The sequence below is a fragment of the Lentilactobacillus farraginis DSM 18382 = JCM 14108 genome, assembly GCF_000583655.1.
Taxonomy (GTDB): Bacteria; Bacillota; Bacilli; order Lactobacillales; family Lactobacillaceae; genus Lentilactobacillus; species Lentilactobacillus farraginis.
In genome coordinates, this window is sequence record NZ_BAKI01000002.1 from 145,557 (window position 1) to 158,284 (window position 12,728).

The 12,728-nt window shown below is 41.9% G+C and carries 14 protein-coding genes and 1 riboswitch; of the genes, 9 read left to right on the forward strand and 5 right to left on the reverse strand.

All coding sequences use genetic code 11. The features are described from left to right. Nucleotides 1-130: 130 nt before the first annotated feature. The 4 genes from JCM14108_RS01645 to JCM14108_RS15015 all read right to left on the reverse strand — a co-directional run bounded on the left by JCM14108_RS01645 (nt 131) and on the right by JCM14108_RS15015 (nt 4,910). Nucleotides 131-2,017 (reverse strand): CotH kinase family protein, encoded by a 1,887-nt coding sequence (locus JCM14108_RS01645; RefSeq protein WP_235807139.1) that lies wholly within the window; start codon nt 2,015-2,017, stop codon nt 131-133. A 243-nt stretch (nt 2,018-2,260) separates the two neighbouring features. After that, a complete protein-coding gene (locus tag JCM14108_RS01650) occupies nt 2,261-3,079 on the reverse strand; it encodes a hypothetical protein (RefSeq protein ID WP_051995965.1) in 819 nt (272 codons plus the stop codon). A gap of 65 nt (nt 3,080-3,144) precedes the next feature. Further along, a complete protein-coding gene (locus tag JCM14108_RS01655) occupies nt 3,145-4,458 on the reverse strand; it encodes an efflux MFS transporter permease (protein ID WP_237745680.1) in 1,314 nt (437 codons plus the stop codon). Further along, on the reverse strand, nt 4,404-4,910 hold the full coding sequence (locus JCM14108_RS15015) for an MFS transporter (RefSeq protein ID WP_237745681.1): 507 nt from the start codon (nt 4,908-4,910) through the stop codon (nt 4,404-4,406). The genes JCM14108_RS01655 and JCM14108_RS15015 overlap by 55 nt, the downstream gene beginning before the upstream one ends. 246 nt (nt 4,911-5,156) lie before the next feature. Here JCM14108_RS15015 and JCM14108_RS01660 point away from each other — a divergent pair, with 246 nt between their 5' ends. The 4 genes from JCM14108_RS01660 (at nt 5,157) to JCM14108_RS01670 (ending at nt 6,912) form a co-directional block, all read left to right on the forward strand. After that, nucleotides 5,157-5,705 (forward strand): TetR/AcrR family transcriptional regulator, encoded by a 549-nt coding sequence (locus JCM14108_RS01660; protein WP_081759828.1) that lies wholly within the window; start codon nt 5,157-5,159, stop codon nt 5,703-5,705. Between the two features lie 62 nt (nt 5,706-5,767). Continuing rightward, nucleotides 5,768-5,926 carry a nucleotidyltransferase family protein gene (locus JCM14108_RS14215; protein ID WP_235807146.1) on the forward strand — a complete coding sequence of 53 codons (159 nt, stop codon included), beginning with the start codon at nt 5,768-5,770 and terminating at the stop codon, nt 5,924-5,926. Nucleotides 5,927-6,080: 154 nt separating this feature from the next. Next, entirely contained in the window at nt 6,081-6,656 is a 576-nt protein-coding gene (locus JCM14108_RS01665; protein ID WP_035177793.1) for a DUF2975 domain-containing protein, read from the forward strand. Nucleotides 6,657-6,675: 19 nt separating this feature from the next. Then, the gene (locus JCM14108_RS01670; RefSeq protein WP_035177794.1) at nt 6,676-6,912 is read left to right on the forward strand and encodes a helix-turn-helix domain-containing protein; all 237 of its coding nucleotides are present in this window, start codon (nt 6,676-6,678) and stop codon (nt 6,910-6,912) included. Nucleotides 6,913-7,110: 198 nt separating this feature from the next. Here the strand turns inward: JCM14108_RS01670 and JCM14108_RS14220 are convergent, their stop codons facing one another. Next, nucleotides 7,111-7,275: a restriction endonuclease gene (locus JCM14108_RS14220; RefSeq protein ID WP_369385515.1), complete on the reverse strand. Its 165-nt coding sequence runs from the start codon at nt 7,273-7,275 to the stop codon at nt 7,111-7,113. Nucleotides 7,276-7,469: 194 nt separating this feature from the next. Between JCM14108_RS14220 and JCM14108_RS01680 the strand changes: the two genes are divergently transcribed. The 5 genes from JCM14108_RS01680 (at nt 7,470) to JCM14108_RS01695 (ending at nt 12,724) form a co-directional block, all read left to right on the forward strand. Further along, nucleotides 7,470-9,209 carry a pyruvate oxidase gene (locus tag JCM14108_RS01680; RefSeq protein WP_035177802.1) on the forward strand — a complete coding sequence of 580 codons (1,740 nt, stop codon included), beginning with the start codon at nt 7,470-7,472 and terminating at the stop codon, nt 9,207-9,209. A gap of 304 nt (nt 9,210-9,513) precedes the next feature. Then, nucleotides 9,514-9,756: a GlsB/YeaQ/YmgE family stress response membrane protein gene (locus tag JCM14108_RS01685; RefSeq protein ID WP_035177804.1), complete on the forward strand. Its 243-nt coding sequence runs from the start codon at nt 9,514-9,516 to the stop codon at nt 9,754-9,756. 17 nt (nt 9,757-9,773) lie between these two features. After that, nucleotides 9,774-9,938, forward strand: a complete 165-nt coding sequence (locus tag JCM14108_RS14785; protein ID WP_169790411.1) for a hypothetical protein — start codon at nt 9,774-9,776, stop codon at nt 9,936-9,938. 131 nt (nt 9,939-10,069) lie between these two features. Further along, nucleotides 10,070-10,177: riboswitch (TPP riboswitch) on the forward strand. 122 nt (nt 10,178-10,299) lie between these two features. Then, entirely contained in the window at nt 10,300-11,622 is a 1,323-nt protein-coding gene (locus tag JCM14108_RS01690; protein ID WP_081759830.1) for a solute carrier family 23 protein, read from the forward strand. Then, nucleotides 11,603-12,724 (forward strand): LuxE/PaaK family acyltransferase, encoded by a 1,122-nt coding sequence (locus tag JCM14108_RS01695; RefSeq protein ID WP_035177809.1) that lies wholly within the window; start codon nt 11,603-11,605, stop codon nt 12,722-12,724. Before JCM14108_RS01690 ends, JCM14108_RS01695 begins: the two co-directional genes overlap by 20 nt. Nucleotides 12,725-12,728 lie beyond the last annotated feature (4 nt).

The window sequence follows — 12,728 nt, forward strand, 5'->3', positions numbered from 1 at the left end:
AATTCGTTGTGGTCGGTATATTGCAATGCTGCTGATTTAAAAATAAAACGTCTCCTTCAAAATCGAGAATTATTAGTTTCTCGATTGAAGGAGACGCTTTGTTTTTGGTGATTTTTAGTTTGAAATTAACTTAATTACCAGTGTAGCCAAAGTGGTTATCCAAGGTTTGAATCCTGGTTGTCACAACCTTTTCAAGCGCCGGCAATCCCTGCGTATATTGATTGATTTCCAACGGATTAATGTCCTGGTCATAAGTGTAGTTGTCGTAACCGACTTTCGACATAAAATCAACGTACTGATTATTGATCTTGTCGGCACTAATCGTCCCGTCCGAACGCAGCTGCTTATACCGGGCAGCAATTTCCGGGCCAAACAACTGGGCTACCCGTCTTAATAAAGTATTATGGGATGGGAATAAACCGCCACGGGAAGCATTGTAATACATTGCGTAGGGTTCATGAATTCCGAGCCCAAAAATGTAATTTCCAAGCGTCAAATCATTATCGTAGGCCGTCATTCGCCAGCTACGGCCGCCATCATAAGACAAATAAGTGGCATTCTTGGCAATTTGGTCATAGGCGCCCAGAATATTAACAAATAAATAATAATCGATGACGTTGTCCAGATTGATGTAATGGGTAAGTCCCTTTTTGAAATCGTCATCGGAGAACTTGCTGACAAACGTGATAAAGTCATTCAGATTGTTCTTGGCGTAGTCGGTAATCGTATCTGAACTTTCCGAACTAAAGTCGGTGCCGTCAACCTTGGCATTTCCCTGATCAAACATTTCTGCCGGTGAACTGTTAACATTTCCCTGAACAGCCACCTGGTTGGGATTATCCTTGTCCATCCCCCACAGGTCACCGCTCTTGTCGGTCGTCAGCGTGTATAAGCCACGGCCCTTCCCATTTACAAAGACCAAAATTGGAAAGCCCTCAACCGAACCCAAATTAGGCTTGGCCTTCAGCTCTTGGGGAACGTTTTGTTCCGAAGCCACCATGGATTTCCAGATATTGGCGTTAACCAGGTTTCTGGCCATTGTTGGATCGGTCTCATTGGCTTTTAATTGATAAGTATTATCTTTTTTAGCGTCGTCAAATAGTTTAAGCTTCAGTTTGTCAGTTAGCTGCTGATCCTTATATAGCTTAACCTTATAGCTTTTCTTTGGTAAAAGCTGGGTTGAACTTCCCGACCAGTTAACTTCCGCATAACCGGTTTCGTTTTTGCCGGTCTTGGGATCGTTATAAGTAAAGGTCATGGTTGAATGATTGGTCTTGTCGGCCAGAAATTCATTACCAGCTAATTTCATAATCGGCAGTTTAGTAGAATTCTCGGGTGTCTTATCCGCTGTTTTGGATTGCAGCCCGGTCAGATCAATTTTACCGCCACTCTTGCTGATATCACCGGTTATGCCGGAAACAACCGAACCCACGGCGGAAATACCAGCCGAAATAATCCCTAATGGAAATTGCGTATTAAATTGATCAATGACACTGGTCAATCCCCGACTAAAGTCGCCCAAAACATCACTGGAAGTGGTGACGTTGCCCAGCATATTTAAAATTGTCTGCGGCAGTCCGATGGTTAACGCACTGATAACGTTTGGCCGCCCCTGGACCATTTTATCAAGGGAACCGTTAATAATATCATTAACGGAATCCAACAGCGACTGGGCTGAGTTATCATTTCCCGGATAAATACTGCTTAGATCAACGTTCTTGGTAATGGTTTTGCCGTCCAAACTTGCGTCACTACTATGAACAGTTACCGTTACCTGGTTTCCTTCAATTGATTGCGTCTTAACCGGTAAGTTGTCAATTGTCGTCTGTTTGGCATAATCGCCAGTCGCGATAATTGTGGATTTTCCGATTCCAGCCGTGGTGGGCGTAACCCCTTGGCCGGGCTCCATAATGGTAGAACCGCCAATTCCATCAGCGTGAGTCGACAGTGGTGTAAACATGAGAACTGCCAGCGCAAAACCAGCAATCCCCGCCCCAATGATTGTTTGTTTCTTCAAAAAATACCCCTCCATATTTAAACGTCTGCAAGATATCTATAGCTTATCACATTACCTTGTTGAAATTCTCATTATTTTTTACTTATTGTTACTTAAAAAATCAAAGCACCATTATCAGTAACTGCCCAGATTTAACCACTTCAAACCGGTTTGCAAATCAGTTGACCAAAAAACACTTCTAAGCAATCAGCCCAGAAGCGTTTGAGAATCTTCGAAATCTTATTTAAATTATGAGAAAGCAATTTACCACCAGGGTCCCCAGCCACCGTTGCCACCACCAAAGTGGTTATTGTCAAACCAGCCCCAGAAATAGCCTTCACCAAAGCTGTTGCCGCCGGAAGTATCGAAGTAAAGATGGGAATGGGGATGTCGCAGCTTGTGAATAATCAGCCAGGAAATTACAATTACCAAAAATAAGATAAAGCCGGCCTCACTCCAGCTGAGTCCCGGTTTTATTTTCTTAACCGTCGCGACGTGCTTGGAAACAAATGGCTGATACCGGTTAAAGTAAGCTATAATGGTGGCTCCGGTACCGCTTTTGGCCGGCAACCGCCGGTTTAACCGCCAACTTTGCAAATCAGAGGTTGCCTTGGCCAAATCATCCGAAGGCAATAGAATCGTTCGAAAACCATTTTTGACCGGATAAACGATAATTAAAGAGACCCGTTTTTCAAGTCGATTGGCTTGATGCAAGACAGCCATCTGACGGTCTTCATCTAATTGGGCCGGCAGTTCATAGCGGGCATTTTTTCGCAACACATCCTCTTTGAAACTCTGAAAAGCAGTTATTGGACTTTCATCCGAGGTGCCAAACGCGGGGTCGTTGCTGACGTCTGATGGAACCTGCTTTAAAGTATAAACCCAAATTGCCGGCTGATTTCTGGTTTGCCGCCATTGCTGATTAACCCGGATAATTCGCTGTCGCTGACTTGTCGATAAAATATGCAGTTGATCTTGAATAACCGATGAAGAAGCTGCCCTGACTTGAACAATTGCTATTGAACCAAACAAAATCAGCCAAAAACAAGTGATTAACAACCGCTGGATTTGCTTTCCGGTCATACCCTCATCCCCAAATTCTATTGATACTTTGATTATGCCACTTTTTATCGGTTAAACAATCCCTACTAATCCCGATTTTTTTGACGGTCATTTTTCTTTTTAAAAGAAAATAATGGTAATCCCAGTAATGATATAAACGGCAGCCAAACCATATTCCCATAAACCGTTAAAAAAGCACGATCCAGATGATGATGCAACCGGGCTTTAACGTGAATAATTAATCGCCTGAGCTGGCGATTAATCAGCGTGGTTTTTTCAACAGCTGCCCGCTTAACCTTTTGATTAATGATTAGCTTTAATCGCTGACGTGAAGCTACCGGAATCTGTTTAATTGACGTCAATTGGTTAGTCACTTGAATTTGCTTTAAACGTTTCTGATAGGCTGTTTGTGACGCTGCTTTAACCTTTTTGGTTGAAATCCGGATCTGGTGAAATTGAATTTGTTGATTTCTTCCATTAACCTGATTACTGGCCGTGGCTAACTTTACATTTAGCAGTCGAATAAGCCGCTGTCGCAATTTTGACGGTCCGTTTAACCGGGCTATTCGGCTTTTCCCGTCGTTAATTGTCTGCTGCTTCGCAGTTGTAATATGGTTGGCCAAAATCGTCATAAAAACGGCAATTGCCAACACCATTCCCACCTGCCGTAAAACATTGGCGACACTCTGCGAATCGGTCAATCGCGTTCCATGGAAATCTGCCACTGCCAAAATGTTTGCGGTAGCCGCCACCAAACCGTAACCAACCCCTAAAGCAATATCTGCTATGATCAGTTCCGTATACCCCCGATCAAGATCCATTTGCGACAATAAATAATAACTAATCCCAATCAAAATAAAACCAACAGAGAGCAAAAATTTATTATTAACTCGCCTTACACAGAGGGAAGTTACAATAACCGAAATCATGACGGCAAAAGAATACGGGGTAATCCACAATGCAGCATGTAATTCACTTTCATCGTGAATCCTTGTCAAGAAGGTCGGAATTAATACGGCCATCCCACCCAAAAAGAAATTGCAAAGAACTAACGAGCAACCTGCTGCGACAAAGTTGCGATTTTTAAATAACCGCATATCCATCATCGGTGATTTCAAACGACTTTCAAGCAAAATAAAAACGATTAGTGAGATGAAGGACAGCCCGAATAAACTTAGAATAATCATTGAATGCCAGCCCCAAGTATTTCCTTTAACCAAGCCAAGTGAAAATGAAAATAGCATTACCATACTTAAAAGCGCGCCAACCCAATCAATTTGAATTTTAAACCGTTGCTCATTTCCCAATGGTAAGACCAGTGGGTAAATAAACAGGTCCAATAAAATCAAAGGGACATTAATAAAGAATACCCAACGCCAGCCCCAATATTGAGATACCATCCGCCAATGCTGGGACCTAATGCTACTGCCAACCCCTGAACGCCAGCCAAAGCTGCCACGATTTTATGGCGATTTTTCTGATCACTAAGTTCCAAGCCAATCACCATGCTGGTTGGAATGATAATCGCAGCCCCAATACTTTGAACGATTCTGGCACCGATCATAAATAGCAAATTAGTTGAAATCCCAGTTAGTAATGAGCCAACGCCAAAAATAACCAATCCTGCAAAGACAAACTTGTTTCGCCCAACCTTTTCCGCCAACTTGCCAAACGGAATAATAAAGGTGGCAAACATAATCATATAAATGTTTAGCGTCCAGGACAGGTCCGTTAAGCTAACATTAAAAGCCGTTTGGATTTCCGGCAGAACAATTGTCATAATCGAAACGTCCATCATGCACAACAGATTTCCCAGCAATAACACTGGCAAAACTTTTTTAATCCGGTTCATTTTATTGCCTCCCAAGCTAACCAATCAAGAAACACTGCAGTGATCCAATTGGTTAGTTTTGTTATTTTAGGCAATGACATTTGCGCAAACATAATTTGTCACACTTGTAGCAATCTGTTACACACGTGACACATTACCTACTTTTTAGTATACTGGGTTAAAGGAGAAAAGCCAGCCCTCTAAGACAAGTGCTACATCTCCCAATCAAGTGTGACAGGAGTGATTTTTATTAACGGGAAACAACGTATGGTTGCGCAATCGCGAAAATGGCTTATTGAGTCATTTATTACACTACTAAAAGAAAAACCATATGAATCAATCACGGTTAAAGATATTGCCGAAGAAGCCCAATTATCCAGAAGAACCTTTTATCGTCTTTTCAAAGACAAGACTGCCCTTTTAAGCTATTTAGGTGACCAGCTTATTCATGACTATCTCAACCAACTACAGGCAATTCCCAAAACTAATTTGAATTTTGAGCAGGTTTTGACCATTTTCTTTAACTTTTGGTGGTCCAAGAGAAAGCTGGTTAGATTACTAATTCACCAAAATTTGTTCATGAACCTACTTGACCAGATAAATCCAGCGGCCTTTCGCCTATATGACTTTTTTGACGCCCCTTGGCATATTAATGGCAGTCGTCAGGAAATTTCCTGCGTGATGAGTTTTTCGGTCGGCGGTTTCTGGAACGTTTTGAATACTTGGCTGAGCCAGGATGATCAACACGCACCATCACCGGAAACAATTGCCAAAACGCTTTCTCGCGCGTTGGTAAAACTTCAAACCGGCAAGTAAATAAAGGACAACTTACCAATATCAGCTAAATTAATCCTTATTTAAAGGTTAATAATTTGAAGTTGATTACCCCCTATGGCGTTAATGATTTAGTTAACCTGCAATGTCGTCCGATTCCAAGCTTTCAAAAAGACAACGCCCATTTGGACATTTACCGGGAACGGGTGCAAAGAAAGGGATGGGCGCAACGGTGGCCATTATTAACCATATCGGATTTATGATTATTTTGAAATTAATAGCATTGTTTTAATTACATTTATGTTAATTTAAAAATGCTAAATGACGCCAGCTCACATTTTATCCTCGAAAAATAACTATTGATTATCGTTTATCGATAAAATATAATCGATAGTATCAATTCGAGGAGATGTTTTTATGCCAAAGATTCTTAATTTTGCACTTTTTGTTTTATCATTACTCGCCCGCCTGTCTTTTGCTTTAACATGGTTTTGTTTTCTAATCCCGATTTGCTTGGTTGTCCAAGCCTTAAAGGGAACCGTTACCACCAATATCTTACAGAACGACAACTTTTTGGTCGTTTCTGCTCACCTTCACCTTCAGCAAACCACCATCGAACATTTTCCGCAATACCTCTACGCCGGCTTAATGTCGGTCGGTGCCGTTCTGGCAGTTATTGGGGCCTTATATGGCTTAAAAGCTCTTATCAAAATCCTGATGAATATCAGACAACGACAATATTTCAGTGATGAAAACCGCCGATTGTTATGGACTTTCATTGTTGCCCAATTTTATGCATTGGCAGCTGATCCCTTTATTGCCGGGGCCAATCAGTTGGCTCGAACTTATCTTGGCCGGGTTAATACCGGCTACTTCGATGGTACCTGGGAAGACATTTATGCGGACTTAGTTGCCCTTGCCATTATCGGAACCATTTACATTCTATTCTGTTCAGCAACCAAAATAAAAAGAGAAGCCGAACTAACCATTTAACAAAGGACGTGATAAAGTCATGATCAAAATTACCCTAAACGTCGTAATGGCCAAACGAAACATTTCAACCGGGGAATTAGCCAAATTAGTCGGAATAACACCTACCAATATTTCAATTTTAAAAACCGGAAAAGCCAAGGCGATCCGTTTCAGTACTCTGGAAAAAATCTGTAAGGCATTAAACTGCCAACCTGGAGATATCTTAACCTATGTCGATACGGAAGATGATGACGGCATCAATTTGCGTGACTTTTGAATCGCACTTTTTCAACACCAATCGGCTAACCTGCATTTGAAAACCAACTAATTATTTTCTACCAGCTTAGAAGGCCTTATAAAAGTCTGTTTGTTAAAAACACGCTTTTGTAAGGCCTTTTAAGACGATATCCCCTTATCCAAACTATTCATCAAAGAAATCGCCGTCTATTTCATAGAGCTTATATTCACACTTAACTTAAACGCCAACTTCATATTCAAGCATCAAATCGGTTAATTGAATACCATCTACCAAGACAATTTGAAAGTTGTCAGCATATTTTTTTGCTGAATCACTAAAATCGGACGTTGTAATAAAAACGCCGTTTTCAACACCTTTACCTTTAATTGCCTCATAATCGATATCCCCAAAATGTTTTGATTTACTGCCATCTTAACCACACCCTGATTATTTGTTTTAATTAAGTATATCATACCAATCAATACATAATTAAAACGTTTTTCCAAATTAAAAAAGCTTCTTTTTTACAATTCCAATTAGATTGTCTACAATGAAAGTAAGCTTTTCTCACATACATTTAGAAAGGATGACGCAAGATGGCGCAAAAAGCTTCTGAGCAGTTAGTAGATGTTTTAATAGATTGGCACATCAAACACGTTTACGGTCTTCCAGGTGATTCGATCGATACAACGGTGGATGCGTTACGAAAAAAGCAGGATCAAATCGATTTTGTTCAAGTCCGACACGAAGAGGTTGCTTCTCTAGCTGCCGCGGCGGAAGCAAAATTGACCGGTAAACTGGGTGTCTGTCTTTCAATCGGCGGTCCGGGAGCTATCCACATGCTAAATGGGCTTTACGACGCCAAAATGGATCACGTTCCGGTGTTGGCATTGTTGGGACAGGTAGATACGCAATTTCTCAATGAAGCCTATTTTCAGGAAGTCAATACACCAGAGCTGTTCTCTGACGTGGCTGTCTATAATAAATTGATCACTGCCAGCGACAACTTGGCCGAAATCGTTGATGAAGCAATTCGAACAGCTTACGAAAAACATGGCGTTGCTGTTTTGACACTACCGGATAATTTACCGGAACAAAAGGCCGCCAGCTCATACACCAGCTCTGCCAACACATTTCAGCTAACGGCGCCTCAAGTAGATGACGAACGGATTAAGGCGGCTGCCAAATTGATTCGTGAATCAAAGAAACCATTGGCTTTGGTCGGCTTGGGAGCGAAAAATGCCGGCAGCCAGGTTGGAAACTTTTTGAAGCGAAACCAGATACCGTTCATTTCCACTTTACCAGCTAAGGGGATTATCGGTGACAGTCATCCAAACTCGCTGGGAAATGTCGGCAAGCTGGGCACCAAACCGGCTTATGAAGCAATGCAAAATACTGACTTACTAATTATGCTGGGAACCAATTATCCGTACAAAGCTTACTTGCCAAAGCCCGGCACGGCCAAAAGTCTGCAAGTTAATCTTGACCCGGCAGCCATCGGCAAGCGTTATCCGGCCGACGTTGGCTTAGTTGCCGATATCAAAGACGTTTTGCATCGCTTGGATCTTGCGGAAACAACGGTTTTGCATCCAGACGACAGCTTTTTGAAGGCTTGTCAGGAAAATGTGGCCAATTGGAACCGGTGGATGGCAGGCAAACGAGAATTGGATACTACGCCACTGGCACCAGAAGCACTTTTTAACGAAATTAATGAAACAGCCCCGTTAAACACCATTTATTCAATTGACGTTGGTACAGCAACCTCTTGGAGTGCCCGCTTTTTAAACGTTTCACCATCTCAGAAGTTTATTCTTTCAGCATATTTGGGAACCATGGGTTGCGCCTTGCCCGGTGCGATTGCGGCCAAATTGAATTATCCGGATCGACCGGTTATTTCAGTCAACGGTGACGGTGCCTTTGCGATGGTCATGCAGGACTTTATTACCGCGGTTAAATATAAGTTACCGCTCATCAACATTGTCCTCAATAACTCGAAATTAGCATTTATCGAATATGAACAGCAGGCCGCCGGTCAGCTTAATTACCAAATTGATTTACAAGATATGGATTATGCCAAGTTCGCTGACGCTGCTGGCGGCGTTGGTATTACTGCCAAGACACCGGAAGAATTTAACCAGGCTTTGAATCGTGCCTATCGGGTTCAAAACATGCCGGTTTTGATCAATGCCTATGTACGCGATGACGCCCCACTTCCCGGTAAAATCGTTGGTGAAGAAGCCAAGGGTTACATGAAATTCGGTAGTCAATACCTCAAAGAAGAGAAGAAAATTCCGGAACTACCACCGCTAAAAGATATCATGCGGCAATTCTTCTAAAAACTAAAAAACGACTTTTCACGGTTTAATTATCAACTTTTCAAGCTGACTTGTTTAAACGTGGCAAGCCGTTTTTAATTTATCAAGCAACGACCAAACCGCTCACACGATCTTACAATCTTCAAGCCTCGTTTTTGACAGTTTAAATGCCAACTGATAATCTTAAATCAACAGCTAACATTTTAGCTAAAGCAATGACAGTCACATTATAGATTGTTGCGTGGCGATCTATTTTAGACGATCCGCAAATCAATGTGGCTAATGACCTTAATTCGAAGTAATTAATGACAAGGAGGCGTTTATAATGGGTTTAATTTGGTCAATTATCGTTGGGGCAATTATCGGTGCACTTGCAGGTGCGATTACCAATAATGGTCAATCAATGGGTTGGATTGCCAACATTGTTGCCGGCCTGGTTGGTTCCGCAATTGGCCAGGCGTTGTTGGGCTCATGGGGGCCAAGCTTAGCAGGAATGGCACTAATCCCCTCGATTATCGGGGCCGTTATTCTGGTCTTGATTGTCTCATTCTTTGTCAAACGAAATTAGAAAGTGAGTGATTTGAAATGGACGCATTAAAAGGGATTTTTAAATTTATGGTTGCCAGTACGCTTATTGTCAGTGGCGTCTTATTAGGCGGGACAATTTTTGCCGGCAAGAAAATCGATAAATTTGGTGATAAACTGCAGACTAAGCTATATGGCTCAAAGTCAAAGAAACCAAATTATTAATTCTACGGTAATTAATTGATTCGTCATGGAAAGATTCACCTCAATTATTAATAGGCGTCTTTTAACGGGACAATCAACTTAAAAACAGCGTGATAATTTAAATAAAATCGTGTTATACTTTAAGCACTTAAATTAACTGCAAGGGGAGCCATTGTGCTGAGACTAGATTGTGTCAACAATCTTAACCCTATGTACCTGATCTGGTTAGTACCAGCGTAGGAATGCAGCCAACCTTACCGGAAAAGCATTAATTAAATGTCCTGTATTTGCGGCTGAATTCGTTTTGAATTCAGCCTTTTTGCGTTTAACGAAATCGGGTACCAGCTGACTTAAGAAAATACTTAAGGAGATGCTTTTATTCATGAACAACGTGCGAGAAAAACCGGGTGTTGCAACAACCGATACCTTACCCTGGGGACAAACTTTTTTAGTCAGCATTCAGCACATTTTCGTGTCCAATGTCTGGCTTGATCCAATTTTCGTTGCCTCATCCGCGGGGCTTTCGTTGACACTTTCAACTAATTTGGTCAACGCCATTTTTATTGCTTCCGGGTTGGTCACCCTTATTCAGGCAACCAAGCTGGTTAAACTGCCGATTGTCCAAGGGCCATCGGCTGCTTTTGACGCATTGATGATTAATGCCGGTAAAACCGGTATGCTGCCGGCTGCGGGCGGTTCGATACTGCTCAGTGCCTTATTGGTATTTGGCCTTTCAGTAACGGGACTGCTGACTAAATTAGTCAAAAAATTGACACCGACAATTACGGGAACCATTATCTTTTTGGTAGGCGTTTCATTGGCCAGCTTTACACTATCCGAGTTTTTAGGAGGCAGTCCCGGAACACCGGGGTTTGCATCCCCCAAAACGCTTCTATTAGCCACCGTCACCACCTTGATTGTTCTAGTTCTGTCGCTTTTTGGAAAGGGACTTTGGCATAAATTCTCATTTCTAATCGCTTTGGTAGTTGGTGATGTTCTCGCTGGTGTGACCGGTGCTATTCAGCTATCAGATTTGGGAGCAAAACCATTGTTTGGCTTCCCTCACCTACTACCCTATGGCGGGTTCTCCTTTAATTGGTCAATCTTTCTAACGTTCTTTGTTGCTTATGCTGTTGCCGTGATCGAAGCTTTAGGCGTTTATGAAGCATCTGCTTCAGTATTGTCAATTAAGTTGGACCAAAAGCGGATTCGTAACGGTATTGCCGGTGAAGCAGCTGGTTCAATTCTGTCTTCTCTAATCGGAGGTTTTCCGACTACGGCCTTCGCTCAAAATCTGGGTGTTATGAAACTAACCGGTGTTCATTCCAGAAAACCGATTTTATTAACTGGCATTTTACTCATTATCTTGGGATTTATTCCCAAACTAGGCGCGTTCTTATCGTTGACGCCTTCACCGATTATTGGCGGTATGTTTTTACCGGCAGCAGCTACCTTGATTACAACTGGTTTTGCAATTCTTAAAAAAGCACCAAACAACGACACAAATAATTTAATCATTGGCTTATCGATTATCTTAGCGATTGCAGTGCCAACCTACGCGTCCGGATTTCCAGGTGATCTCAAAACGCTTTTATCCAATAATATTCTAATCGGTGCAATTGCCGCAATCGGTTTACATGTTTGTTTAATTTCGATTCCAAACATTTTTAGAGGAGGTTCTCACAATGACAAAAACGTCAACTGAAATTCAAAATCTGGTATTAAGCTTTATCGAACAATTTGCCAACAGTAACTCAGCGACTCAAAGTGACCCGACTTTTAACGAAGTAGCATTGGCAGTCTTTGATTATCAATTTCAAAATAATTTGCCTTTTCGTAAATATGCCCAGAGTAAACGCCGATCACCATTGTTGGTTAAAAATTGGTCAGATATTCCATTGATGCCAATTCAAGGCTACAAACAGCTGACACTCTCAACAACGCCGATTACAAAAGATGAACCAGTCTTTATGTCCAGTGGGACAACCGATCCCAGCCATCGAAGCCGTAACTACCACCCAAGCTTTAAGGTTTGGGATGCTTCAATGAAGTTTCCCTTTAAAAAATATGTCCTTCCCGATCGCGACCAAATGACGATTCTAGGTCTATTTCCAGGAGCCGACACCAATCCAAATTCATCTCTTTCCAGATATGTTAGTAAAGCTGTTGACTACTTTGGTGATTCAAAAAGTCGAGTTTTCATTAATGAAAACGGGATGGATTATCAAGGAATCGTTGCCGCATTGCAAGATGCTGAGACCCGCCAATATCCTGTCATGCTTCTTGGCGCAAGCTTTTCCTACGTGCACTTACTGGACTACCTGCAGACCCACGATTTGACATTTAATTTACCAAAGGATAGCCGACTATTCGATACCGGTGGCTTTAAAGGCCAGTCCCGAAGCGTTTCTCCTCAGGACTTATTCCAAACCATTCAGAAAACCTTTGCAATCGATCGGGACCACTACATCAATATGTATGGCATGACGGAGGTTTGTTCACAATGTTATGATCAAAATTTGTTCGACCTTTACCACCAGTTTCCTATCAAATACACCAAACAAGCTCCAGCGTGGGTTCGAATTAAGATTTTGGATACTAATACCCTTCAGCCGGTTCCAGCTGGGCAAACCGGTTTAATCGCTTATTACGATTTGTCAAATTGGAATTCCTGTGTCGCAATTTTAACAGAGGATATTGGAATCCAAGACAAAACCGGCTTTCGATTACTTGGTCGGGTTCAAGGAGCTGAAGCCAAGGGATGTTCAATTGCAGTTGATCAATTATTACAAGTCAACCAGAGATAAGTGA

What these genes read in the sequence shown, in the direction of transcription:
- JCM14108_RS01650 (WP_051995965.1), bottom strand. Translation starts at nt 3,079, where the DNA reads ATGACCGGAAAGCAAATCCAGCGGTTGTTAATCACTTGTTTTTGGCTG.
- JCM14108_RS01690 (WP_081759830.1), top strand. Translation starts at nt 10,300, where the DNA reads ATGAACAACGTGCGAGAAAAACCGGGTGTTGCAACAACCGATACCTTA.
- JCM14108_RS14785 (WP_169790411.1), top strand. Translation starts at nt 9,774, where the DNA reads ATGGACGCATTAAAAGGGATTTTTAAATTTATGGTTGCCAGTACGCTT.
- JCM14108_RS01680 (WP_035177802.1), top strand. Translation starts at nt 7,470, where the DNA reads ATGGCGCAAAAAGCTTCTGAGCAGTTAGTAGATGTTTTAATAGATTGG.
- JCM14108_RS01665 (WP_035177793.1), top strand. Translation starts at nt 6,081, where the DNA reads ATGCCAAAGATTCTTAATTTTGCACTTTTTGTTTTATCATTACTCGCC.
- JCM14108_RS01695 (WP_035177809.1), top strand. Translation starts at nt 11,603, where the DNA reads ATGACAAAAACGTCAACTGAAATTCAAAATCTGGTATTAAGCTTTATC.
- JCM14108_RS01670 (WP_035177794.1), top strand. Translation starts at nt 6,676, where the DNA reads ATGATCAAAATTACCCTAAACGTCGTAATGGCCAAACGAAACATTTCA.
- JCM14108_RS01660 (WP_081759828.1), top strand. Translation starts at nt 5,157, where the DNA reads ATGGTTGCGCAATCGCGAAAATGGCTTATTGAGTCATTTATTACACTA.
- JCM14108_RS01685 (WP_035177804.1), top strand. Translation starts at nt 9,514, where the DNA reads ATGGGTTTAATTTGGTCAATTATCGTTGGGGCAATTATCGGTGCACTT.
- JCM14108_RS15015 (WP_237745681.1), bottom strand. Translation starts at nt 4,910, where the DNA reads ATGAACCGGATTAAAAAAGTTTTGCCAGTGTTATTGCTGGGAAATCTG.
- JCM14108_RS01655 (WP_237745680.1), bottom strand. Translation starts at nt 4,458, where the DNA reads ATGGTATCTCAATATTGGGGCTGGCGTTGGGTATTCTTTATTAATGTC.